Genomic DNA, 23127 nt, shown 5'->3' with positions numbered 1-23127 from the left:
CGTCATTCGTCAGCTGCAAGGGTGAAATGCACGCCTGCGGCGCCCTTGCACCCGCCGCCTGCCATTGCTCCTTTGCCCTTCGCCGCGACTGGATCGACCGAAACATGACAACCCACCTGAGCAGGAGAAATGCCATGAACACACACAACGTCAACGTCAAAACCGCCACGCCAGAATCTCCCAAAACATGGGATGAAGGGCAGGATCAACATCCGCTCACTGCGGCGCAGTTTGCGGACCTGTACCGCTGGATCCGTGCGAACGGGGAGTTTACCGGCGTGGCAGGCGTGCACGGTGCCGTACTGGCCGGACTGGTGCTGATTGAGGAGCCCACCCCGGAGCCGGAAGCCCTGAAAATTTACGTCCACGAAGGCTATCCCGTGGCGGTCCAGAAATACGACACCGGATTTGTGGTCGTCCGGGAGTATTACGCCGCCGCTGCGGCCGGGAACTGATCCCGGGCAGAAAACAGATTTATTTCACCCTCTTTTTCAATATAAGGAATCTGATTATGGTCCGTTTTGCTACCCGCTACGCTGCCCCGACCTCCGTACGTAAAAATCACCCGCTGAGCAATGACGAATTAATGCGCGTCGTGCCGAGCGCATTTTCCGAAGAGAAACATGACTCGCGCTCAGACCGTTATACCTATATTCCGACCGTTACACTGCTGGATAAACTGCGCGGGGAAGGCTTTCAGCCTTATTTTGCGAGCCAGTCCCGCGTGCGCGACCCGGAGCGCCGCGACTTTACCAAACACATGATCCGTCTGCGCCGGGGAAATAATAACGGCGGCGGGGAAGTGCCGGAAATTGTATTACTGAACAGCCACGACGGCTCCAGTAGTTATAAAATGATCCCCGGTATTTTCCGGCAGGTGTGCAGCAACGGCCTGGTATGCTGGAAATCATTCGGTGAAATCAGCGTGCCGCATAAAGGCGATATCGTGTCGCAGGTTATTGAGGGCGCTTATGAAGTACTGGGCGTATTCGACAAGGTCGAAAATAACATCGACATCATGAAAGGGATTCAGGTTAACAATGAAGAACGCCGCCTGCTGGGTCAGCTGGCGCTGGAATATAAGTATGATGGAAAAGAGCCGCCGGTATCAGCCGAGCGGATTATTCAGCCGCGCGCCTGGTATGACAAGGGCAGCGACTTATGGACCGCGTTTAATATCGTGCAGGAAAACCTGATCAAGGGCGGCGTCACCGGCAGAACGGCGAAGGGAAAAAGAACCACCACGCGCCCGGTAACGGGTATTGATGGCGATATTAAGCTGAATCAGGCGCTGTGGAAAATGGCGGAAGAGTTCGCAAAACTGAAGTCATAATGTTTAACCCCGGCTGCCGGGGTTATTTTGATGCGGTGCTGACGTCCGCGCTGAGAAAGGTCTCCGGCGCGGGCGTTTTTTTATTCTGTTGTGACATGGCGGCGTAAACTTCATCGCGGGCGATCAGCACGCGGTAAATACTTTTTATGATGGCCGCATATTCACGCCGCTGTTTTATCAGCTTCAGACTGGGGCCGGTGTTATACATCCCGACGCTGTCCCAGTTCCTGCCGTACTGCCTGAAGTTGCGCGCCTCGATCCACGCGCCGGTGTAAATGCAGATGCACGGATCCTTAAGCAACCTTTCCCGCGTAATATCAAATTGTTTCAGCTGATTAAAGTGAGAGCTGTTAATCTGCATATTACAGACGTCGTGCGTTCCGCCGCTGCTTTTCGTGTTCAGGGCGTTATTACGCATGCGTGACTCCTGTATTGAATGTGCCATCAGCAGGCGCGGATCAATGCCGAAATCCTTACCAGCTTTGGTGAAACACATTTCCGGCGCGGCCTGCACGCTGAATACAGCGGCAAGCCCGAAAGCTGCAAACCATTTCATTCTTATTGTCTCACGTACATGCGCATAAAGCGCCAGGCGGGTTCGTGTGAAAAATACGCGCTCAGATCGTCTGATGCAAGATAATTCGTTACAGACGCGCACGGTGCGCTGACAGGCAGGTGATGAACATCGTCAGGGATATAAAGAATTCAGGAAGAAAGCGTTATTTAACAAGCCGCTCTTGAGATATATAACCACATCACACCCCACGCAAGATTTTATCTTGCAGTTTTTGTTTTTTAATTCATTGTGTTATGAGGCTTTGTTGGTTATTTGCAAGGTGTATGTGCCTGTTTTGTCGTAGGAAACGACGACACAATGGTGTCGTAAGCTACGATAGTGTATCGTCGGTTCCTACTACCTGTTGTCGTAGGTTCCTCCGATACAGTATCGTAGGAATGTAGATGTGATTTTTAATCAGTGTATTGTATGTCGTACAGTGTCACACTCTACGACACAATGGTGTCGGTAACGACTACCTGTATAAATCAGAATTCCAGAGCAAAGTGCATACTCAGTGCTGGTATCGTCTGATAGTGCAGTTAAACCGGCCACGGCACGAAACGCTAAAGAAAATATGACGGTGGTTAATTAATCCACTCAGGAGAAAAGATGATGGGCAGAATGGGCATTTACGTCAAAGATAAAATTGAGAAAGAAATCAGGGATATTTATCTTCTGGACATTCAGAACGGGGCCAGCCCGGCCGAAGTCAGTCTGTCATCAACGTGCAATGAATTATTACGACTTGGTCTGATTATGCATAAAGCCAAAAACAAAGAGGACACTTTCAATCAGAAAGAATTTAACCGCGAACTCATCAGAAAAGTCAGCGGCAGCAAAGAAGGCATTATGATATTACTGACCATGATGACAGAACTGTATGTTAACGCAACAGGAGGAGGCGGAACCGAGCGCATAGACACGCTGCTGAGCCAGTACCTGGCCGAAATTGACAGTTCTGAAAGCGATGCCGATAACCGGCATTTTGTCCGGCATGAAGAGAGCGGTCATGCTGACGCCTGACATCGTTATGAGTAACAGTTTTAAAACTTATTAATAAACGGTAAGGGACAGGGAGAAGTATTAAATAGTTTAAGTTTCCCCTCAGAATGGCTGCTGAGCGGAGCGGGGGGGGTAGAAAAACAAATGTATCCTTATCCCCTGCGCGCTCTCCGGGCATCCCGTTTTAATCCGGGTGGCAGTCAGCACCCGGTATGGCATACAGAGAGCGCCTGAAGAATGGGTGAATTTACCTGCCACGTAATAAAAGTTATGTGTTTCAGATGCAGTCAGGATGTGAACTCCATTTGTTAATGATGCAGGGGATGGCATCATTCAGTTACCTTCATGCAGACGAAGATAAATGTCAGGCATATGTTTATCATCAGTGAGAATTAAGCAGTTTCATAAATGCGCTGATAAATAATAGCGCTGAATTCCTTTTAACTGGCCACAACCACTGGCCGGGTGCCGTCTGTTTTAACGAAGCGGCTGGCGGCACCCTTCCGGTTGGTAAAAAGTGAAAATAATTAAGAGATTTTAAATTTAAAATGTTTGATTTAAGGCTGTTATGACTCGCCGGTTTTTCCCGTTACGACCCGGCATCTTTTCCCGCTATCGGATTTTCCGCCACCACGACCTTTTCCAGAATGAACTCGTCAAATAAAATAGCCAGTTCGCGCAGCCTTCTTACTTCCTCATTCTCCGGCAGCTGCTGCTCCGTCAGGTAATTAAACGAGTCCAGCAGACGCGCCTGTATTTCCATGTTCACGCTGCGGCGGTTAAAGCGCGCGCTGATTTCCATATCCCGCCTTAAGTTCTCCGGAAAGCTGCTGCTGAAGGCGGTCTTTTTTCCGGGAGTAAACGTTTTTTTATCTGTGTTTCCGCGCTCCTCATCCCTGTATTTCTCCCGGATAACATCCAGGCGGGACTGAATAAACTCATCGAACAGCCTGGCCAGCGCAACCAGCCGCTGTCCCTCACCGGTTTTAATGACGTGACGACGCGGAGAAAATTGCATCGACGTAATTAACCGGCTGATGATTTCGTCGTTGGTGGTATACCGCCGGATGCGTGCCGCCACGCGTAATTCCGTCAGCAGGTTCTCCGGTAACCACAGTTTCCTGTACTGCATTTCCCCGCGGGCATATTTACGTGGCCGTCCGCGACCGTCACCCATTTTGTCTTTTACTTTCATGCGTTATCACCTCCTTACGAGGCTCACCCTGGACAGGCAGCAAGCGTACGCCACGCCCTTTCAGGATTAATCCTAAAAAGGAGCGTGAGAGACTTTAAAAGTGTGATGTACGTCACAGATTTTTTTTTTTTGAGAAAATGTACACTTACGACGCGTTACATCCGTTTACGCAAGCTGACATTCCCTTAACTCAAATCAAGGACTGCTCACCATGAAATCCCATGCTTTAACCCCCCTGAATAAAGGGGAGGTGGCGGTAGCATTGCCTGAGGGGTCCCCCTCAGCGCGCGGCTCTGTTATCGGCCATTTTACCGCCCGCTTTATGCCTGCCCTTCGCGCGCTTAACGCCGCGCAGAAGTCCGGCCCTGCTTTTCGCTTCACCCTGCTGCTGTGGGCACTGATGCTGGTCGTCACCGCTTTTCCGCACCTGGCCCACGCTACCGACCTGCTGAAAACGCAGCAGCAGGACGCCAGCGACACCTTCGGGCTGCAGAGTTCAGTGATGCGCTGGATATACTTTGCGGAAATCATCATCTCGGTGGTGGGCTTCATTAAAACCCGCAACCCGCTGGTCTTCGTCGGCCTCATCATCGTTCTGCTGGTGACCCGCGCGTTCTACGGCATGATTGGGTGAGCCATGGAGGACAGGCAGTCGCAGCGGTACCGGTTCCCGGAAACCCTTAACCAGCAGAAGCGCTGGATGGGCCTGCCACCGGAAGAGTTCATTGTGCTTTTCGGCTGCGGGCTGCTGGGATTCTGGATCGACATGTTCGTCATCATGCTCCTCGCCGGGGGGGCGCTCTGGCTTCTCATCCGCCACCTCAAGAAGGGGCAGGGGTCCTGGTGGCTTCTTAACCTGCTCTACTGGTACCTGCCCACCACGCTCTTCCGCACGCAGCTCCGGCGCGTACCGGATTCCGGTAACCGCCACTGGATGCAGTAGTTTCCCGGCCGCCCCGCGGGGCGGCATTTTTCTCCGCTTACGGGAGGAGTCATGAAGCTTCAGATAAAAGAGACGCGCCATCGCGTGGTGGTTTACACCCTCTCGGGGCTGGTTGCGCTCGTTTTCATCCTCGCCATCGGGACCGGCGTGGCCGGCGCGATGGCCTGGCACTTTGCACACACGCAGAAAACCCTCACCGTGCCGATGGCCTTCGACCAGCCGTTTGTCTCCGACGTGAACGGCGGTGACGCCCGGCTGAACGGCATGCTGGTCCGCTCGCTGGTGAACCTGCGCCTCAACGTGACGCCCGAGACGGTCGACCGGCAGCACGCGCTGCTGCTGAGCTGGACGTCTCCCGCCGCGCGCTCAGAAATGAAGAAGGTGCTGGCCACCGAGGCCGCCTACGTGAAGAAAAACGGCATCGCCAGCGTGTACAGCATCGAGGACGAGGCCACCGATCCCGCAACCGGTGACGTCACCGTCGGCGGCACGCTTCACGCCAGCACCACCAATGGCAGCGTCCGCATTGACCTGCCGGAAGCCAGGCAGGCCTGGCGGCTCCGCCTGCACTATACAGACGGGCTTATCCGCCTTGAGGCCTTTCCTGAGGTGTCCTGGCCCGCCATCTTCAACGCCGATAACGCCGGAAACACACCATGAAAATACCCCTTCTTTCCCTTGTCGTGGCGCTGACTGCCGGTGCCGGAGTGGCACTGCCGGCCGCCGCCGCGGTGCCCGGCCCGGCCGGAACCATGTTTGAGAACAACGCGCACCTGAAGGCGCAGATGAGCAATACCAGCCCCAACAAAATCATCATCGACGGTGAGCTCATCACCGCCGTGACCGGTCCGGATAACGCCTACACGAAGGCCACCACCGCCGACGGCGCGCTGCTTATCACGCCGCTGACCGGGCAGGACTTCACCCTGTTCCTGGAAACCGCCGGGGGCGTCGGCGTCTCCATTGACGTCTCACCGAAACCCGGCAACGGCCGCACGCTGCACCTCATTCCGGCCGGCGTGCCGCTCAGGCCCAACCCGGATGCGAAGGCGTGGGAGGAAAGCCAGCCCTTCCAGAAGACGCTGGTGAGCGTTGCCCGCAGCGTCGTGAACGGTGACGTGCCGGAGAGCTACACCGAGGTAAAGGCCTCACGCGCGCCGGCGTATAACCCGCCCGCGGGCGTGCTGCTGACGCCTGAGCGCCAGCTTGCCGGCTCGCACCTGCGGGTGGTGCGCTACCGCATGAAAAACGCCGGCTACGTGACGCGGGCGCTCAGCGAAAAGCAGTTCTGGCAGAAGGGCGTGCGCGCGGTGATGCTGTCCTCCCGCACGCTTTACGCGAACGGCGAAGGCTTCGTGTGGGTGATTTTCTCCACTGACGCGGAGGGCGGGTCATGAGCAACATCAATACCGCCACGCGCCGCCGCCAGTGGATGATTGCCGGCGTGGCCGGCGGGGTCATGCTCGCGCTGGGTGGCGGCATCTGGGCGTATTCACAGCACCTGGCCGCGCTTAAGAATCCGCCACCGGCGAAGGCGGCCGACCTCACCGGCACGGGGCTCGTGAACAGCCGCTTTACCGGCGCGGTGTCCGAGTCGGTGCTGGCGCAGCAGCAGAATAAAACAGCAACGCTTGAGAAGGACCTGTCCACGCTGTCCGCCACGGTCAGCGCGCAGAACGACGCGCTGAGTCGCAAGCTGGAGCAGATTGGCACGGCGCTGGACAAGCTGCAGAGCCAGGCGGAAAAGCCGCCGGCGCAGCCCCCGTCATCCGGCCAGGCCACTCCCCCCGCCAGCGGTCCGGTTTCCGGCGGGCCGTCCGGCCCGGCGCAGTGGAGCATCAGCAATCCCGGCGGCGGACCGGCTGCCGGGCAGGGCGCACAGTTCTATCCCGCGCAGGGGCAGGGCTTCTACCCCGGTGCCGGCACGGTGCGTCCGGGCGGCCTGAGCCGCGACACCTTTACCTATGCGTCACTCACCGACAAAAAGACGAAGCTGCCCTGGATACCCTCAGGCTCCTTCTCCGGGGCGGTAATGATTGAGGGCGCCGACGCCAACGCCAGCGTGACCGGTCAGCAGAATACCTCGCCGGTGGTCATTACCCTGCTTGGTGACGTCTCTATGCCCAACGGCAAGACCTGGAACATGGACCAGTGCCGCGTCACCGGAGAGATGTACGGCGATATCTCCAGCGAGCGCGGCGAGGTGCGCACCCAAAACATCAGCTGCATCCTGAAGAACGGCAGGCATATCGACATGCCGTTCGACGGTCACGTGTCCTTCCAGGGCAAGGTAGGCATCCGCGGCAAGCCGGTGATGCGTAACGGCGCCATCATCGCCAACGCTGGCGCGGCCGGCCTGCTGTCGGGCTTCGGCGAGGGCATCAAGTCCGCCGCCACGCCGACGGTAGGACTCGGTGCAAGTGCCTCTGTCGGTGCCGGTGACATTCTTAAACAGGGCTTCGGCGGCGGCGCCAGCAAGGCGGCGGACACGCTGAGCCAGTACTGGATTAAGCGCGCCGAGCAGTACCACCCGGTGATTGATATCGGTGCCGGCAACGCTGTGACCGTGGTGTTCCAGAAGGGCTTCAGGCTGGAAACCATAGAAGACGCTGATGCCGAAAAGGCACAGAAAGAGGCACCGCAGCCGGTAGTGCAGCAGACCGCAGCGAATCAGCCGGTCAGCAACGGCGGCAGCAACAGCGCGCCGGTGTTAAACCCCGATGAAGTTCTGCGTCAGGCCAGCCAGCTGCGCCTCGGCGACACAATTCCCCAGTGAAGGAGCGTCCGGATGAAACAGTGGTACGTACTGAAAACGAAGTTTGCGCAGGAAAAGAAGGCAGAGGCGCACCTCTCCAACCAGCGCGTGGAAAGCTGGCTGCCGCTGTATCACGACAGAAGGCTGAGCGGCGGCCGCGTCAGCGCCAGGCTGGAACCCCTTTTTCCGGGTTACATTTTTGCCCGCTTCGACCCGGAGGAAATCCACACCACCACCATCAGGGCGACCCGCGGCGTGGCGACGATTGTAAGCTTTGGCAGCCGCCTCGCCATTATGGGCGACGCCGATATGGCCGTGCTGCAGCGTAGCGCGCCCGCGGCCGACACCGGTGAGCCAGCGCTGGCGCACGGTGACGCCCTGGTGATTGAGAGCGGCGTGTTCGAAGGGCTGTCGGCTATATGGCATGAGCCGCAGGGGGCGAAGCGGGCGATGATGCTTATCAGCCTGATGGGCCGGCTGGTTGAGCTTGACCTGCGACGGGTGCGTGCGGAAGGGATTAAGTTCAGGCGGGTGGCTGCCGCCGGGCAGGAGGCAGCATGATCAGGACATGCTTATCCGATGAGAAACGCCGGCGCCGTCAGCTGGGAGAGATACGGGGCATGGTGGCCAGCTGGGAGCACGGCCACCTGCCTTATGCCGGCACGCTGGCTGTCTGCATGACGGCACTGCTGTTCCTGGCCGTGCTCTGGCGCGAATACGCTCACGGGCGGGTCTGGGCCGGCTGGCTGATGGTGCTGCCCGCAGTTGTTGTGGCTGCCGCCGTTGTCATGCGGCTGCGGGAGCCACTTAACTGGCAGGACCTGATTGCCCGAAGGCTGGCGGTCTATCCCTATCGGGACGTCACGGCCTGGCGTGAACTGCAGCAGGTGGTGGTTGAGGCAGGATTTATTTCGGTCCCCATGCTTGCCTGCTGGCTTGATAAAGAGATGCAGACCTTCACGACGCCCGCCCGTCGTCGGACCTTTGCTTTCACTGAGCGTGAACGGGATGAGCGCGGGGAATCTGACTGCAGGAGCCATCATGAATAAACGCACCCGCCGGGAGCAGCGTATCCGGCTCTGCGCGCTGCAGCTCCGCTACCGTAAAGCATGGAAGACGCAGGCCAGCAGCTGCAGGCTCGCGGCGCTGCTCACCGAAATCGAGGTGATTCAGCACCGTCTGGCCGCAGACAGTACTCAGCCGGAGGCCGTATGCAGCTGAGTTTTCAGCGACTGGCGCTGTTCAGCCTGCTGGCCTGCTTCACCGCCGGTATAACGCTTATCCTGCACCAGCTCTGCTGAGTATCCCAAAAAAAGAATCACCGTGCCTTCACCAGGGTAACCAGCGCTATCCGGCGCGTCGGATCTCAATAACAGTCATCAGGAGTCACGCATGAAAACCGCGAAAAGTCAGTTACGTCAGAAAGCACCAGATCCGGATGTGTCAGTACACGAACGTCCTGCAATAATGGTCAGAACAGTACATTACAGAAACAACGCTCAGGCAATCAGTGAGCATGCAATAAGGGGCTGGCAGGAATTATCTGCCAGCATGAGCAAAGAAAATCAGTGCTCCTGAACGCGTGTGGATGTGGCAATCATTGCGTCAACCATTTCGGTGCAAAGCCTGTTGAGAGGGGGATTATCACCGTTTCCGCTGAGGTTTTTGACAACGTCCAGGGAGATGTCTTCAGGCATCATCCTGAGCAGGCTGAAGACAAAGGTTTTAAGTGCAATGATTTCTTCACAAATCTGCTTATCGTCGCAGGAGAATGTGATAACCGGCTTGCCGGAAACTGCATTACGTTCGCTCATTATATTTCCTGTATGTGTGTGAATGTTTGTCCGAAGCCCTGGGTAAGGTATTAACGGACAAACTGACGTTATCACACCGCGGCCAGGCGCGTAATCCTGGCACTTTTCAGAGGCAGACATCCGTAAAACAGCAACGTGCTGTATAAGATGACAGCCTTCACCAGACGCTCCTCTCATTATGATGGGGCGTTCATGTTAATCACCGTGGTGGCCCGATCGCTGCTGCTCCGCCTTTCCGGATTCGTTCCTTATCCTTTTATACGTTATCTGAGGTGCTTATGGTTCCCGATAAAACAGTCACTCCGCCGGAAGCGCTGCTCATCCGCGTGACGCATCCCGCCGGTAATATGGTGTTCCGGCTTGAAAGGCTTAATACCCTACCGGTTCCGGATGCGGCAATTCGCCCGCTGGTAATGAATTCCGGGCACGTACCCGCACTCGCGGACGTCACGATTGAGCGGCTGGCGGCGTACATTGCTGACGTCATCCGCCAGGTTTCACCGGGCACACCGCGCGCAGATGTCTGGGCACGCATAAAAGCACCGGTAAAAAACGTACCCGCTGCCAGCAGCCATCGCGTTATGAGCGAGGATGCGCCTAAGGACCTGCAGATGGTGCCAACCTTTATGAAAAAGAAGCATACAGACTGAATCGCGAATTTTTGTGCCTTCACCAGGGCAACCCGCACCATCCGATTAACCCGCACACTCATTTTTAATACCGCTGCGGCCCGGCCGCCACTGAGGATATTCCTATGCAAAAAATCTTTGCGTGCGCACTGCTGTGCGCTGCGCTGACCGGCTGCGCCGGCATGAACTCTGACTTTGACTGCAATAAAACCGCCACGGACCAGTGCCTGTCGATGTCTGAGGCCAGCAAACTGGCATCTAAAGGCAAAAGCCTCGACGACCTGACCGCGCAGAAGGAGGCCGGCCCAAAGCCTGCCGCTGAGGCGCTGGCGACGCCCGGCAACGTGAAGCCCGCCGTTAACCCTTACCGCCCCGTGAGCGTGGCGACGCTGACTCCCCGTCCTGTCTCCGGGCAGGCGCCGGGCGCAGACGGTCTCCGGGCATCCACGGTGCCGGTTCGCGCGGCAACTCCCGTGGAGCCGGGTGATTACAGCGGACCGGGACAGGTAGACGCCCGCCGCATTCCTGACGCGACGCAGCGCCTGTGGATCGCGCCGTGGGTCGACGAGCAGGACAGCTTCCATCAGCCCGCCGTGGTGGAGTTCGTGAAGCAGAAATCACGCTGGGACGAAGATTTCCGGGTTATCAGCGAGGGGGAGTAATGAAAAAACGCTTTTCTTTCCGTTCCGCGCATGAGCAGCGGGTGCCCGCATCGTCTGCGGCCGCGCTGCATCACCGGGTCTGGCCCGGTATCAGTCTGCTGCAGGCGAATGTTTCATGCGGTCATCATTTCATTATCAGCGGCACCACCGGCGCGGGCAAAAGCTTCCTGCTACAGGACATGATGAACACCGTGCTGCGCACACCATTCGCAGGAGGTCAGCATGCTCAGTAACGTTCTCGAACACCTTGCCGGCATCTTCAGCAGCAGCCGGGACGAGGGCGGTACGAAAGACGCTGCCGCCCTGCTGCGCCAGAGCTTCAGCTATCCGTCCCTGAGCGGCCTGCTGCCCTGGCGCGCCTATGACGAGACCCGGGAGCTCTACGTGAACAGCCGGTCCGTCGGCTTTATTCTGGAGGTGGCGCCCCTGACCGGTGCCAATCAGCAGGTGGTGCAGGCGCTGGACGACCTGCTCCGCAAGAAGCTGCCGCGCAAAACCCCGGTGACCGTGCTGATGGTGGCCAGCAAGTGCGTGGGTGAGATGCTGGACAAGGGACTCAGCCGCGACATGTGGCAGGGCAGCATGGCGCCCCGCCTGAACGCCATCACCAAAGCCTACTGGGAGCGGGCGGCGCTGATGGGGCTGACCAATAAAAACGAGTATCCCCTCTATCTGCGCAACTACCGCGTGTTTCTGGTTTACGGGCAGGCGGGTCGGGGCGGGATACGCGCAATGGACGAGGCGGTGCAGCTGCGTGAAACCGTACGCGTGTCGCTGCTGGCCGCAAAGATGGACTCCCTGCGCGTCGGACCGGAAGCCTTTCTTTCGGTGGTGCGTGAACAGCTGAACTATCGCCAGGGGCAGGTGGTCTCCAGCAGCCGTCACTGGAATGGCGATCAGGAACTGCACCGCCAGTGCGTGGATCCCAGCACGGAGCTCGAGGTCCATCCGGGCTACCTGCGGCTCACCACGGCGCGTCAGCGCGAAGACCGGACGCTGGGTGAGGAAGGGGAGTCTGACGTCACCAGCACGCGCATTGTGAGCCTGCAGATGACCAAAACGCCGCTCCAGTTCGCGCTCTGGCAGGCGTCCGACAACCTGCAGAACATGCGCTTCCCCGATCTCGGCATTCCCTGTCCGTTTATCCTGAGCTGGACGGTTTGCGTGGAGGATCAGGTGAAAAGCCAGAACGCCGCGTTCAGCAAAGAGCAGGATCTGGGCAAGAAGGCCGGCACCTCTTACGCGAAGCTGTTCCCGGGCACGGAGCGCGCTTATCAGGAGTGGCGGGGACTGCGCCAGGAACTGACGAACAACGAAATTGCCATGTGCGACATGTCGCTGAATCTGACCCTCTTTACGCCCGACAGCGCGAGTGCACAGCAGAAGTGCGAGGACGCGGCCATCAACGTGTTCCGCAAGAACGAACTGGAAATGTCGGCGCCCCGCTATCAGCAGCTGCGCAACTGGCTCACCACGCTGCCGTTCCTGATGCAGGAGGGGCTGTGGGACGACATGCGGCACATGGGGGCGACCCTGCGCTGCAAAAGCTTTAACGCGGTGAACCTGATGCCGGTGGTCGCAGAGCGGCAGATGTCGCCCTTCGGCAGCCCGCTGCCCACCTACCGGGGGCAACTGGCTTTTTTTGATATGTTCAGCAAAAAGAACGGCACCACAAACGCCAACATTGCGGTGACCGGTACCACCGGGGCGGGGAAAAGCTTCCTGATACAGGAGACGCTGCGGCAGGCGCTCAACTCCGGCGGCTTCGGCTGGGTTATCGACATGGGGCGCAGCTATGAAAACTTCTGCCGGCAGGCGGGCGGCGTCTATCTGGACGGTGCCACGCTGCGCTTTAACCCGTTTGCCAACGTCACCAGCATCAAGCGCTCCGCGGAGCGCATCAAGGGGCTGCTCGCCGTGCTGGCCAGTCCGGCAGAGGCGCTGGATAAAATCAGCGAGGCCATCCTGCAGAAGGGCGTGGTCGCGGCGTACGAGGCAAAGCAGAATAAGGCGCGCATCGACGACGTGGTGGCCTACCTGAAGTCGGATGAGGTAATGAAAGAATACGGCCGGCAGCCCACCATCATGAGCCGTATTGATGAACTGGTGCTGCTGCTGGACCAGTGGTGCACCTGGGGCACCAACGGCGAGTATTTCAACTCCGACACCCCGACGCTCGACGGGGAAACGCGCTTCACGGTGCTGGAACTGCTGAGCCTGGAGGACAGCCCCCACCTGCTTTCCGCAGTGCTGTATTCGCTCATCCTGGCAATTCAGGAAAAAATGTTCCACTCGTCGCGCAAGCTGAAAAAAGTGGCCATCATCGACGAGGCCTGGCGCCTGTTCAGCGGGCAGAACCCGCACGCCGCGCGCTTTATCGAAACCGGCTACCGCACGGTGCGTCGTCACAAAGGTGCCTTCATTACTATTACACAGAGTATCAGCGACTTTACCGGACTCCCGGACAAGCCCGCGCCGTCAGCGGCCGCAGCCGCCTGGAATAACAGCGGCATTAAGGTGACGCTGCTGCAGGATACGAAGGCGTTCAAAACCTATCTGGCCGCAAATAAAGACCAGTTCAGCGAGATGGAAACCGAAATCGTCCAGGGCTTCCAGCCCGCCGGCGACACGGGTTTCAGCTCCGTCATGATTTCCACCATGAAGGGCAGCTCCTTCCACCGGCTGTTTGTCGACCCGGTCACCCGGGCCATGTTCAGCACCGAACCGGATGAGTTCCAGTACATGAGTGACGCGCAGGCGGCGGGCGCGACCAGCGAGGAGGCGGCGTACCTGCTGGCCAGTGAACCGTGGAAGTTCGGCCCTGAAATGGCCGAGCTGGAAGCCTGGGCCGGCCTGCCCCCCGTATAAAAAGAGGAATCAACGATGCAGGAAGATATCCATGCCTTATCCGCTGTGGAGGGCGAAACGTCGGACGCGCAGCCAATGCGTGAGGGCGTAACCGTGAAGCGCGTTTCCGGCCTGCTGCACCGTCGTAGCGTCCGGCTGGCCGCGTTTGCCGCGCTGGTCGTCACGCTCAGCGCCGGCGTCAGCGCGCTGGTTGCGCAGGCCGTACAGCCCGACTACGTGGTGTTTGACATGAAGGGCACCATCGACACCTTCCGCCAGCAGACCGCGCAGTCTGCGCTGGATAAGGAGAGACTGGCGGCGCTCACGAAGCGCTTTGGCTCTGCGCTGGACGCGAGCCTGTCGGACTGGCAGGCCGCGCACGGCGGCGTCATCCTGGTGAAGGGCGCGGTGGTGGCCGGCGTCACCGACATTACGCCGGCGATTCAGGCCGATATCGCCCGCCAGATGCAGGCGACGCCATGAAGCGGCTCACCACAGCGGTTGCTCTGCTCGCCACAGCGGTTATCTGGTCCGCGCAGGCGAAAGAGCTCGGCACCATCGGCCACCTGTTTCCCATTGCCGAGCCCGACCTGCTGGCCTTTATCGGCCAGCGCCTGCAGGGCATGAAAGACAGCGGCGAGCTGGACCGGCTGCAGCGCGAGGCGGAGGCGCGGGTGAAGGCCCACGCCGTCAGGCCCGCACCGGTGGCCGGCCTGACGCCGGCGAAAAAGGACAGGGCATTCCTGTATGACCCGACCTTCACGGTGCGGGAAACCATCCGGGACATGCGCGGCAACGTCATCGCCCGGGCGGGAGACAGGGTCAACCCGCTGGATAAGGTCGCCTTCAGCGAGACGCTGTATTTCATCGACGGCGACAACCCGCAGCAGATGGCGTGGCTGAAGCCGCAGCTCGCCGGGCAGCAGAATTATAAGGTCATTCTGGTCAACGGTAACGTGCACGACAGCAGCATCGCGCTGGATGAGCCGGTGTACTTCGACCAGTACGGCACGTTAACAACAAAATTCGGCTTTGAGCACACGCCGGTGCGCATCACGCGCGCGGACAGGATGCTGAAGGTGGAGGAGGTGGCGCTGAAATGAGTCACAACGCACGGGGGCAGACGGCCCCGAAGAAGTTAAAGCGTCATGTCGCACAGGTGCGCCTCGATGACGACGACAAATCCGGGCTGCGCCGCATGACCGCCGAGTTCCCGCTGTACTCGGAGTCAATGATTATGCGCGCGGCGCTGCAGACGCTGCTGGCGTGCAGCAGCGAGGCCCGGTCAGAAATTGTGCTGGCCTCGCTCACGGATAAAGATGTGGGCGAGGTCATGCGCGGGTACGGTCTGCACGCCCTGACGGGCGCACGGGAGGGGCTGTGAACGACGGTTTCGGTGTAGATATTTCACAGCTGCCCGGCCAGGTGCATCTCTCCATGATGGGCTGGTTTACGGGGGTGCTGGTAGCAGGCCTCGCCACGGGAATAATTGTCTTCCTGGGCCGCCGGCGCGCATTAAGGGAGGCGAACAGGGGCGTTTCTGCGGAGACGCCAGACGACACCGGGCCGTCACCGTCACCGTTTGGCTGCCCGGCGATGGCCGCGCTCGCGGCAGCGCATGAGAACACTGACTACTGGCAGCAGCTGCTGGCCGCCTTCGCCGCCGCCATAGAGGCGGAAGGGTACACCTCCGGCACCGATGCACGGGCAAAAGTGGCGTTACCGCACGACACGCGGGCCCGTGCGGGCGGGGCAATTGTGAAAGCGCGTTCGCGACACATGACGCCGCTGCGGAGTGAAGCGGCGCTGGAAGATTTGCAGCTTCAGGCGGCGGAGGACGGTTACGCGGGCAGCTGGGCGGACTGGTGTCAGCGGGGCGCAGAGGCGGCCGGCTGGTATGTCATCAGGCGTGAGGTGAGCCAGCCGGCTGACAGTGCGGAGACGAAATGATGATACTGGTGGTAGTGACGCTGTGGTGGCGGCTGGTCACTGACTTCCGCGCGCAGCCGTCAGCGTGATGCCGGAATGCCTGATGGCAACGTTCGTCACCGCGTGCGTGCTCCTGCTGCTGAAGTTTCTCTTTCTTTGATCACCTTAACGTTCTTTTCCTCCCCGCGTTGCGCAGGCTGTTCGTTCCTCGCATACGCTGCGGTACGCCTCAGCCTGCACCCCGCAGGCAGGCCTGATTAACGTCTGACCCCGGCAGCCCGGCTGCCGCAACCACGGAATTTCCTCTTATGACACACCCCGCTGAAATATCGGCTCAGCCGGTCGTGCGCGATCGCTGGGGCGGCTGGACGCATCCTGCTTTTTTCCTGCCGGCAGGCGGCAATGATTATCCGCAGCCTGGTGAATTTGAAGCCTGGCTTGATGAACATAATCTGCAGTCGGCGACGACCTGGATGGAAAACGACGTGCCTGAATGGATGATGGATGTTTTCCGGAAAACCGGTAACTGCAGTCAGTGGCAGCCTTCCGGCCCCCCGGGCCAGGGCTGGTTTACCGGCAGCATCCACGATACGGACGACGGCCCGGTGTGCGTCTGGCTGCGGCAAAAGGCGGAGGCACAGGACGCATGAAGCGCTTTCTCCTCATACTGTGCCTGCTGACAGCGGGCACTATGGCAAAGCCGGTAATGGCGGCAACCAGCAACGCCGGCGACGGCCGCTGGGTGAATCCGATCAGCGACGTCTGCTGGAAGTGCCTGTTTCCCATGTCGCTCGGCAGCATTCAGCTGGCCTCCGGCGCGCACCCGGACACGCCGAACCCGGCCTCGCCCATCCAGCTTTGCCCGTACGGCATTTTTTACCGGCTGGGGCTGGCCATCGGCTTCTGGGAGCCGCTGGCGCTCACCGACGTGACCCGCGAGCCGGGCGTGATGGTGAACATGGGGGGCTTTAAGATCGACCTCGGCCGCACCGGCACCGGGCGCGGGGGGCAGAGCGATGCGCCCACGCCCGGCAGCTTCTACCACGTGCACTGGTACAAGTATCCGCTGATTTTCTGGCTGAACATTATTACCAGCGCAGGCTGCATGCAGACCGGCGACATGGACATTGCCTACCTGTCTGAAGTGGACCCGCTCTGGAACGACAGCACGCTGGCCATGATCCTGAATCCGGAAGTGGCGCTCTTCAGTAACCTGCTGGCGCAGGGCGCCTGCGCGGCTGACTCAATCGCTTCTACCGCGGGCATGCCGCTGGACCCGCTGTTCTGGTGCGCCGGTGCACAGGGTTCGATGTATCCGTTCACGGGCTATACCAGCAACGAGTTTTCTCCGCTGGAGGCTTCGCTGCTGGTCAGCGAACGCATGGCGTTCAAGCTGCATCGCGAGGGACTGGTTATGGAGACGGTCGGGGCGGACGTGGCGGTGTGCTACGAATATCCATCCCCGATCATCCCCAAGTCCCGATGGCGGTATCAGATGGTGAACATGTACCCCGAACCTTCGGACTGCCACCCGTTCGGCACGACCACGCAACTGTGGGGCAGCACGCACAACACGCCCGCATCAAAGAAAAACTTCGGCTACCTGATGTGGCGAAAGCGCAACTGCGTATACCTGTAAAGGAATCAGCATGAATATTACACTGACTACGGTGCTGGCCCTCGGCGCTGCGCTGCTCTGCGCGACCACGCAGGCGGCTGAGCAGCCCACCATTTCCGGCAGCGACATGACGTACATGAAACAGCGACAGCGCGATCTCGCGCTGTTTAAAAGTCAGCTGCAGGGCATGAACATCACCCTGCCGGACGCGCAACAGGGGCGGGTTGCGCAGATGCAGAATGAGATAGCCGCCGGACAGGCGGATCAGAACAGCGCTACCCGTCAGACCCCGCGCGCGGTATATTTCGTGAGCCTGGGCATTCCTGAAGAGGGGCTGCTGCCGATGCTCTCTGATGCCCGCCGCTTCGGCATTCCGGCAACCCTGCGCGGGCTGCTGAACAACGACTTTCGCCAGACCGCAGAGAAGATGTTTGAACTGTCGAAGAAGGACAGGCAGGCGGGCGTGCAGATTGACCCGACCCTGTTTCAGCAGTACGGCATTAAAGCGGTGCCTGCACTGGTTGTGACCTGCGGTGGCAAATTTGACGTGCTGTACGGCAGTCTGCCGGTGCAGCAGGCTCTGGAGGCGGTCAGGCAGCGCGGTGACTGTTCAGCCACGGCGGCGCAGCTGCTGCAGAGTGCGGAGGGCGCGCGATGAAGCGACTGCTACTCATCCTGCTGCTGTTCTCAGTCGCCGGGGCCCGTGCTGACGACGTCAGCGATGCTTATAACGCCGGTGCGGGGTATGCCGGCTCGAACAAAGGTCAGGGAACATCGGCAGCAAAAGGCACAGACCCGGCGTCCGTTATCCCGGGCTACACGTCAAGCCCATCGCAAAGCGGCTACTATGGCGGGGTGCAGGGCGGAGATGGTGGCATCAGCGACAAGGGCCAGACCGAACTCAGCCAGAACGAGGCCGGGCAGGCAATATCCGACTCGTCCACGAAGAACCCGGCGGTGACCATCGACCCGAACGCCGACTTTATCCGGAACGGCAAAAACGCCGAGGCGAACAGCGGCTCCATCGTGGACGGCACGAACCAGCAATGCACCACCAAAGTGGTGTCAAAGTCGGTATTTGAGAACTACAGCTGCGACCGGGACGTGGCACAGGTGCAGACGTGTGCACGGACCGGCAGCATTCAGGTCACAGGATCAAAGGAGACTTACACCACTGAACTGGTACTTGATGCTCGTAATTCAACGGCCAACTACGAAGCAGACTACTGGATTCGGTATGACTTCACTGCCCCTGATGACGGTACGTTAACGAGCGGTACATGGGAATTCAGGTATCCCAGATCGCCGGATTATCACGGTGATCGTCTGGGCTTTAGCTTTCATACTTTAGGAAACTCTGTCACAACAAAATACAACTATTCAGGCGGGTTCTCGATCAGTCCGCAGCACGTTTCTAAAGGCCAGGTTGTGTCATTGTATGTCCATTACGACACGGATGGACACTATGACGAAGGGCGCGATGGCCTGAAAAATCAACTTGAAAAAGGCAATCTGGTCTTGCGCGTAACACTTCCAATGTCTGCGGAGCGTGACACGACCAGCTCACAGGTTGTCTGGAGTGAGTCCTGCGGCTTCGATAAATCAAAGGCTACCGGCACGGCAGGTACGGTGTGTACCGAGCCGGGCGGGAGCCGGACGGTAAATCAGAACGGCAAAGACTACACGCAGAGCGCCCCCTGCTGGCAGTACTCGGACGCCTATATCGTGCCGGTCAGCTCAGCCGGCAACTGCAGCACGCTGATGGCCAACAAAAACTGCACGGTCTCAGCCCGCAGCTGTACTCAGAAAGAAGGCGGCACCTGCCTGCACGAGCAGGACACTTACCAGTGCCAGACCACCTACAGCTCAGAAGGGCTGCTGTGCGGCGGTCAGTACTTCTGCCGTACCGGTGACTGCAGCGGAACCGACGGCGCCGGCGACAGCGGCTTTGATACCGCGGTGGCGAAGCTTGCCGGCCTGGCCTCGGCCGGCGATGACGTCAAAGCCGATCAGGTAAACGTGAAGGCGTTCACCGGTCAGGCGCTCTACTGTCGCAAGGCAATGGCGGGCTTTTCCAACTGCTGCGTCGACACCGGCTGGGGCAACAGCGCCGGGCTTGCCAACTGCAACAGCGATGAGATGGCCATCGGCAAGGCGAAAGCCAAAAAGGTCACGGTGCTGGTCGGTGAAGCCTGCAACCGGGCGGTGCTTGGCGTATGCGTGCAGAAGAAGCAGGCATACTGCGTATTCGGCGGAAAGCTTGCCCGTATCATTCAGGAGCAGGGTCGCCGCGACCAGCTGCACGTGAGCTTCGGCAGCGGTGACTCCCCCAACTGCCGCGGCATCACGGTGCCTGAGCTGCAGGCGATTAACTTCGACCTGATTAACTTCCAGGACTTCTACAGCGACCTCATGGCCAGCCAGAAAATTCCTGACTCCGCCACGATGGTGAAGCAGGCGAAAGATCGCATCGCCGCGCAGGTGCAGGCGCAGACCGGAGGAAAAAAATGAAGCAGATAGTGCTTGCCTGCCTGCTGATGGCGGTCGCCTGTCAGGCTCTCGCGGACGATGCACCGTCAGCTGATGCGGTCGTGACGCCCGCAGAGCCGTTCACCGGCTGGCACTGGTACAACGAGCCGAAGAAAAAAACCGATCCCCCTGCGCCGAAGCCTCAGCCCGTGCCGCAGGTGCCGGACTTCAGCCGGCTGTCACCCAGCGAGCAGGCTGACGTGCTGAAAGGCTACACGAAGGAGGCGCTGAACAACGCCATCCTGCATCCGTCGGCGGAGAATACGGCTACCTTCCTGCGCTGGCAGAAGTTCTGGACTGACCGGGCCTCGATGTTCAGCCAGTCGTTCGCGGTGGCGCAGCTTGACCATCCGGATCTCGACTACAACCTGGAACACCCGCACTACAACAGCACCGCGCCGCTGCAGCAGGCGCGCGATCAGGCCGAGCAGACGCAGGCCATCAGCGAACTCGCCGGGCAGTATGGCCTGTTCTACTTCTACCGGGGCGGGGACCCGATAGACGCGCAGATGGCGGGCGTGGTGGCGGACTTTGCCCGCCTGCGTCACGTCTCGCTGATACCGGTGAGCGTGGACGGCACGGTGTCGCCGCAGGTGCCTGACAGCCGTCAGGACGCGGGACAAAGCGCGCGCATGGGCATTACCTACTTCCCGGCGCTGTTCCTGGTCGACCCGAAGTCAAAAAGCTTCCGCCCGCTCGCCTACGGTTTTATGACGCAGGATGACCTGGCGAAGCGCTTTCTTAACGTGGCCACCGGCTTTAAACCTAACTTCTGAGGAGTTCCTGATGCTGACGCTATCACCCGTCTGGCACGGGCGGCTGCGCGCTGCCCGTGGCCTGACGAACCTGCTGATGCAGACGCTGGTTATCCACCCGGCGCTGCTGTTCTTCCTGCTGTTTCTGCTGTCCGCACACCATGCCGGCGGCGCCGGGCAGATGCTGCTTGATGAGGCCGAAAAACTGGTGCGCGACGCGCCGCCGGGGCAGGTGTGGGACTGCGTCCCGCAGGGCCGGCCCGTGAAGGCCTTTCTGCCTGTAGCGTCCGATGAACCTCAACACGGCGCGCCTGTCCTGGAGGCGTTAAAACCTGCCCCCACGCCCGTGATGTGTGAGAAGGCGGCGGTCAGCCGCGAGGCGTGGGCTGCTGAGGCCAGCAGCACGCTGCTGTTGCTCTACAGGGCCGCAGTGGTGCTTTCCGTCATATCTAATCTGGCCGTGTGGCACCTGCGCCGCCGCCGGGCAAAAGGAGAACATGCATGAACCGACTGCCGCTTATCATCACGCTGTTTATGGCGGGCGTCATACTGAACTGCCTGCGCCAGCTGATGAACTACTCGCTGACGCTGACCCATCAGGTTCTGATCGCCGGCGCCGTGGCCGCCTTTGTGCTGGCCGCCGTGGCACTGGCGGGCGAACTCATTGCATACCGCCGCGCGCGCCGCGGACCGGGAGGCCATCATGAGGCTTAAGGTTCTGCTGGCGGCAGCGTTGCTGCTGCCGGTGCTGGCACAGGCTTCGGTGGCCGACGACATCGCCGCGCTGGAGCAGGCAAAGGCGCAGCAGGGGGCCCAGCTGCCAGACTTCGGGCTGCCCGGCAGCCTGCCTGCACGAACCGCGCCGGCGAAGCCGCCGAATCTGATGACGCTGACCGACGGCCGGCGTGTAAATCTCAACGACTACGCGGTGGTGGTGTTCATGCAGCGCGGCTGCCAGTACAGCGCGAAGTTTGATCCAAAACTGAAGGCGTGGGCGGATGAAACCGGCATAAAAGTGTATCCGTATACGCTTGACGGCTACGGCGACACGTCCTTCCCGGTGGCGCTCATTCCGCGTAAAGCCGGGCCGAACGAGCCCATCGCCGGCGAGATCCTGACGTTCTTCGGCAACGGTCTGCCCATCGCGACGCCGACCACCTTTATGGTCAACGTGAACACCAACATGGCTTATCCGCTTTATCAGGGCGACACCGACATGGGCACGGTAAGCCAGCGCCTCGCGCAGATGATAGAGGCCGACATTGACCACCTGCCGCCCGACACGCTGGGGCCGGTACCGAGCAGTGCTTCGCTGACCCCGCAGTAACGCAGGTGCGGACCGCGACACGCATTCATACGCTGCCACCGCGTTAGCTGGCGGCCTTAATTTTCTGCAGGATTAACCTCATGACACCTTCCGATAGACGGTTCGCCACGCGCGTTCACTATGTCCTGGTCCTCATAAGCCTGGCCTGCCTCACGACCGCCACGCTGTGGGACTATGCCGGTAACCGGTTGTTTGATGCCTGCACCTCGCTGCCCGTGTTTGCTCAGCATCCGCTGGCGTTTTCCGCAGTACTGCACCTGCCGGTATGGGCGTTGACTGCATGTGGTCTGGGGCTGGCCAGCGTGGCGCTCGCCGCACAGGTGATCACCGGGATGAGTGCATATGCCAGTCGCCGCCGGCTACGGGACATCCCTTATGCGGAGTCTCATTGTGACTGAGCACCCTTTAATACTCTCGCGAACCGAGACGGCGCTGCTGCTCGTCTGCGCCTCAATGCTGGCGGCGGCCGGGATTTACGCCTGGCTTGCCTGCGACCTCGCCCGCCTGCCCGCGGAGGTCGCTTACGGCTCCGATGCGCTGCTGCTGAGCGGGCTGCAGCTCTACCCGCTGCTGTTTCTGTTTGCCCTGGCCGGCGGCTTTGGCTGCGGCGCGCTGGTCAGCATCACGCTGCGCCGGCACGGATTTATGACTGAACATCCCTTTAATTAAAAGGCAGCAACGAGCCGGATTAAACCGGGCTGGCTCAGATTCAAGCCAACAGGAACAAATTATGAAGACAGAGAACAGAGCCTGCAGAAGCAAATTTGCAACCTGCGCAGAGAGGTTCGCACTCTTTTGTGCTGTGATGTGGGCCGGGGTGACCGGCTGGCTGTTTCTTTTCAGTGCGGTTGCAGAGCCTCCACTGCCACCGCCCCAGGTTGCACGTTTCCTGATGGACGTCAGAATGCTCAGCCTTTCGGGTTGGCTTTTGGCGCAAATCCCGTTGTGGTGCCTCTGGCTGGACTGTAAGAGTTACGGCGTGCTTCCGACGCTTTCAGGCTGGCTGAGACGCTATGGTTTCATTGCGGCAGCCAGCCTGGTTGCGGCATTCCGGATTTTTTACCAGCGGGGGTATCCTGCTATTGTGGCGGAAGGCGATTATCTCTCTTACATATTCTTATGGAGCATTTTTGGAATAGTTTGTTTGTTCCGTAAGCCAGCAGAATGATGCCGCACAATATCAGTGAATCCCTGATACTGATGAAAAAAACACTCAGGGACAGCCTGATA

Annotated in this window: 34 protein-coding genes; 31 read left to right on the top strand and 3 right to left on the bottom strand. The window is 59.6% G+C overall.

What is annotated here, in order from left to right:
- Together H7K56_RS22530 and H7K56_RS22525 are read left to right on the top strand one after the other, a co-directional pair.
- A partial coding sequence (locus tag H7K56_RS22530; protein ID WP_259395526.1) for a hypothetical protein occupies positions 1–455 on the top strand: 455 nt, incomplete at its 5' end.
- A gap of 56 nt (positions 456–511) precedes the next feature.
- A complete protein-coding gene (locus H7K56_RS22525) occupies positions 512–1333 on the top strand; it encodes a DUF932 domain-containing protein (protein ID WP_150361465.1) in 822 nt (273 codons plus the stop codon).
- Positions 1334–1355: 22 nt separating this feature from the next.
- Here the strand turns inward: H7K56_RS22525 and H7K56_RS22520 are convergent, their stop codons facing one another.
- Entirely contained in the window at positions 1356–1889 is a 534-nt protein-coding gene (locus H7K56_RS22520) for a lytic transglycosylase domain-containing protein (RefSeq protein ID WP_150361481.1), read from the bottom strand.
- 612 nt (positions 1890–2501) lie between these two features.
- Here H7K56_RS22520 and H7K56_RS22515 point away from each other — a divergent pair.
- Positions 2502–2915: a relaxosome protein TraM gene (locus H7K56_RS22515; RefSeq protein ID WP_249042755.1), complete on the top strand. Its 414-nt coding sequence runs from the start codon at positions 2502–2504 to the stop codon at positions 2913–2915.
- A 568-nt stretch (positions 2916–3483) separates the two neighbouring features.
- Here H7K56_RS22515 and H7K56_RS22510 read toward each other — a convergent pair.
- Complete coding sequence (locus tag H7K56_RS22510; RefSeq protein WP_150361464.1) at positions 3484–4089, bottom strand: hypothetical protein; 606 nt, start codon at positions 4087–4089, stop codon at positions 3484–3486.
- 211 nt (positions 4090–4300) lie between these two features.
- Between H7K56_RS22510 and H7K56_RS22505 the strand changes: the two genes are divergently transcribed.
- From H7K56_RS22505 to H7K56_RS22465, 9 genes are all read left to right on the top strand, one after another.
- Complete coding sequence (locus H7K56_RS22505; protein WP_150361462.1) at positions 4301–4723, top strand: type IV conjugative transfer system pilin TraA; 423 nt, start codon at positions 4301–4303, stop codon at positions 4721–4723.
- A 3-nt stretch (positions 4724–4726) separates the two neighbouring features.
- Positions 4727–5032 carry a type IV conjugative transfer system protein TraL gene (gene traL / locus H7K56_RS22500; protein WP_059012497.1) on the top strand — a complete coding sequence of 102 codons (306 nt, stop codon included), beginning with the start codon at positions 4727–4729 and terminating at the stop codon, positions 5030–5032.
- A 51-nt stretch (positions 5033–5083) separates the two neighbouring features.
- On the top strand, positions 5084–5692 hold the full coding sequence (locus H7K56_RS22495) for a TraE/TraK family type IV conjugative transfer system protein (protein WP_150361461.1): 609 nt from the start codon (positions 5084–5086) through the stop codon (positions 5690–5692).
- Positions 5689–6429: an F-type conjugal transfer protein TraK gene (gene traK / locus H7K56_RS22490; RefSeq protein ID WP_150361460.1), complete on the top strand. Its 741-nt coding sequence runs from the start codon at positions 5689–5691 to the stop codon at positions 6427–6429. Before H7K56_RS22495 ends, traK begins: the two co-directional genes overlap by 4 nt.
- Positions 6426–7808 carry an F-type conjugal transfer pilus assembly protein TraB gene (traB, locus tag H7K56_RS22485; protein ID WP_150361458.1) on the top strand — a complete coding sequence of 461 codons (1383 nt, stop codon included), beginning with the start codon at positions 6426–6428 and terminating at the stop codon, positions 7806–7808. The genes traK and traB overlap by 4 nt, the downstream gene beginning before the upstream one ends.
- A 12-nt stretch (positions 7809–7820) precedes the next feature.
- Positions 7821–8348, top strand: a complete 528-nt coding sequence (rfaH, locus tag H7K56_RS22480; RefSeq protein WP_150361456.1) for a transcription/translation regulatory transformer protein RfaH — start codon at positions 7821–7823, stop codon at positions 8346–8348.
- A gap of 59 nt (positions 8349–8407) precedes the next feature.
- Positions 8408–8836, top strand: a complete 429-nt coding sequence (locus H7K56_RS22475; protein WP_150361455.1) for a hypothetical protein — start codon at positions 8408–8410, stop codon at positions 8834–8836.
- Positions 8829–9008, top strand: coding sequence for a hypothetical protein (locus H7K56_RS22470; protein WP_150361453.1), 180 nt, complete (start codon positions 8829–8831; stop codon positions 9006–9008). Before H7K56_RS22475 ends, H7K56_RS22470 begins: the two co-directional genes overlap by 8 nt.
- A gap of 171 nt (positions 9009–9179) precedes the next feature.
- Positions 9180–9365 (top strand): hypothetical protein, encoded by a 186-nt coding sequence (locus tag H7K56_RS22465; protein ID WP_150361452.1) that lies wholly within the window; start codon positions 9180–9182, stop codon positions 9363–9365.
- On the opposite strand, the gene H7K56_RS22460 is transcribed toward H7K56_RS22465, so the two are convergent.
- Positions 9353–9601, bottom strand: a complete 249-nt coding sequence (locus H7K56_RS22460; RefSeq protein ID WP_150361450.1) for a hypothetical protein — start codon at positions 9599–9601, stop codon at positions 9353–9355. The two genes, H7K56_RS22465 and H7K56_RS22460, sit on opposite strands and share 13 nt — an antisense overlap.
- Positions 9602–9879: 278 nt before the next feature.
- Here H7K56_RS22460 and H7K56_RS22455 point away from each other — a divergent pair, with 278 nt between their 5' ends.
- From H7K56_RS22455 to H7K56_RS22365, 19 genes are all read left to right on the top strand, one after another.
- Positions 9880–10251: a hypothetical protein gene (locus tag H7K56_RS22455; RefSeq protein WP_150361449.1), complete on the top strand. Its 372-nt coding sequence runs from the start codon at positions 9880–9882 to the stop codon at positions 10249–10251.
- A 104-nt stretch (positions 10252–10355) separates the two neighbouring features.
- On the top strand, positions 10356–10892 hold the full coding sequence (traV, locus tag H7K56_RS22450; RefSeq protein WP_150361447.1) for a type IV conjugative transfer system lipoprotein TraV: 537 nt from the start codon (positions 10356–10358) through the stop codon (positions 10890–10892).
- Positions 10892–11125 (top strand): hypothetical protein, encoded by a 234-nt coding sequence (locus H7K56_RS22445; protein ID WP_150361445.1) that lies wholly within the window; start codon positions 10892–10894, stop codon positions 11123–11125. The genes traV and H7K56_RS22445 overlap by 1 nt, the downstream gene beginning before the upstream one ends.
- The gene (gene traC / locus H7K56_RS22440; RefSeq protein WP_150361444.1) at positions 11115–13760 is read left to right on the top strand and encodes a type IV secretion system protein TraC; all 2646 of its coding nucleotides are present in this window, start codon (positions 11115–11117) and stop codon (positions 13758–13760) included. Before H7K56_RS22445 ends, traC begins: the two co-directional genes overlap by 11 nt.
- A gap of 15 nt (positions 13761–13775) precedes the next feature.
- Positions 13776–14222 carry a type-F conjugative transfer system protein TrbI gene (gene trbI, locus H7K56_RS22435; protein WP_150361442.1) on the top strand — a complete coding sequence of 149 codons (447 nt, stop codon included), beginning with the start codon at positions 13776–13778 and terminating at the stop codon, positions 14220–14222.
- Positions 14219–14842, top strand: coding sequence for a type-F conjugative transfer system protein TraW (traW, locus tag H7K56_RS22430; RefSeq protein ID WP_150361440.1), 624 nt, complete (start codon positions 14219–14221; stop codon positions 14840–14842). The genes trbI and traW overlap by 4 nt, the downstream gene beginning before the upstream one ends.
- Positions 14839–15123, top strand: coding sequence for a hypothetical protein (locus tag H7K56_RS22425; RefSeq protein ID WP_150361439.1), 285 nt, complete (start codon positions 14839–14841; stop codon positions 15121–15123). The genes traW and H7K56_RS22425 overlap by 4 nt, the downstream gene beginning before the upstream one ends.
- Positions 15120–15689: a hypothetical protein gene (locus tag H7K56_RS22420; protein ID WP_150361437.1), complete on the top strand. Its 570-nt coding sequence runs from the start codon at positions 15120–15122 to the stop codon at positions 15687–15689. Before H7K56_RS22425 ends, H7K56_RS22420 begins: the two co-directional genes overlap by 4 nt.
- A 287-nt stretch (positions 15690–15976) precedes the next feature.
- Positions 15977–16318 (top strand): hypothetical protein, encoded by a 342-nt coding sequence (locus H7K56_RS22415; RefSeq protein ID WP_150361435.1) that lies wholly within the window; start codon positions 15977–15979, stop codon positions 16316–16318.
- Positions 16315–17307, top strand: coding sequence for a conjugal transfer pilus assembly protein TraU (traU, locus tag H7K56_RS22410; RefSeq protein WP_150361433.1), 993 nt, complete (start codon positions 16315–16317; stop codon positions 17305–17307). The genes H7K56_RS22415 and traU overlap by 4 nt, the downstream gene beginning before the upstream one ends.
- 10 nt (positions 17308–17317) lie before the next feature.
- Positions 17318–17944 (top strand): type-F conjugative transfer system pilin assembly protein TrbC, encoded by a 627-nt coding sequence (gene trbC, locus H7K56_RS22405; RefSeq protein ID WP_150361431.1) that lies wholly within the window; start codon positions 17318–17320, stop codon positions 17942–17944.
- Positions 17941–19797, top strand: coding sequence for a type-F conjugative transfer system mating-pair stabilization protein TraN (gene traN / locus H7K56_RS22400; RefSeq protein WP_150361430.1), 1857 nt, complete (start codon positions 17941–17943; stop codon positions 19795–19797). The genes trbC and traN overlap by 4 nt, the downstream gene beginning before the upstream one ends.
- On the top strand, positions 19794–20591 hold the full coding sequence (gene traF / locus H7K56_RS22395) for a type-F conjugative transfer system pilin assembly protein TraF (protein WP_150361429.1): 798 nt from the start codon (positions 19794–19796) through the stop codon (positions 20589–20591). Before traN ends, traF begins: the two co-directional genes overlap by 4 nt.
- Before the next feature lie 10 nt (positions 20592–20601).
- Positions 20602–21075 carry a hypothetical protein gene (locus tag H7K56_RS22390; protein WP_150361427.1) on the top strand — a complete coding sequence of 158 codons (474 nt, stop codon included), beginning with the start codon at positions 20602–20604 and terminating at the stop codon, positions 21073–21075.
- A complete protein-coding gene (locus H7K56_RS22385; RefSeq protein WP_150361426.1) occupies positions 21072–21284 on the top strand; it encodes a hypothetical protein in 213 nt (70 codons plus the stop codon). Before H7K56_RS22390 ends, H7K56_RS22385 begins: the two co-directional genes overlap by 4 nt.
- A complete protein-coding gene (trbB, locus tag H7K56_RS22380; RefSeq protein WP_150361424.1) occupies positions 21274–21897 on the top strand; it encodes an F-type conjugal transfer protein TrbB in 624 nt (207 codons plus the stop codon). The genes H7K56_RS22385 and trbB overlap by 11 nt, the downstream gene beginning before the upstream one ends.
- A gap of 80 nt (positions 21898–21977) precedes the next feature.
- Positions 21978–22295, top strand: coding sequence for a hypothetical protein (locus tag H7K56_RS22375; RefSeq protein ID WP_150361422.1), 318 nt, complete (start codon positions 21978–21980; stop codon positions 22293–22295).
- Complete coding sequence (locus H7K56_RS22370; protein WP_150361421.1) at positions 22288–22566, top strand: hypothetical protein; 279 nt, start codon at positions 22288–22290, stop codon at positions 22564–22566. Before H7K56_RS22375 ends, H7K56_RS22370 begins: the two co-directional genes overlap by 8 nt.
- A 61-nt stretch (positions 22567–22627) precedes the next feature.
- The gene (locus tag H7K56_RS22365) at positions 22628–23065 is read left to right on the top strand and encodes a hypothetical protein (protein WP_150361420.1); all 438 of its coding nucleotides are present in this window, start codon (positions 22628–22630) and stop codon (positions 23063–23065) included.
- Positions 23066–23127: the final 62 nt, after the last annotated feature.

Origin of the sequence: Pantoea dispersa (assembly GCF_014155765.1) — a bacterium.
GTDB classification, from domain to species: domain Bacteria; phylum Pseudomonadota; class Gammaproteobacteria; order Enterobacterales; family Enterobacteriaceae; genus Pantoea; species Pantoea dispersa.
Note: the sequence above shows the minus strand (reverse complement) of the source record. Positions and strands in the feature narration are given on the sequence as shown.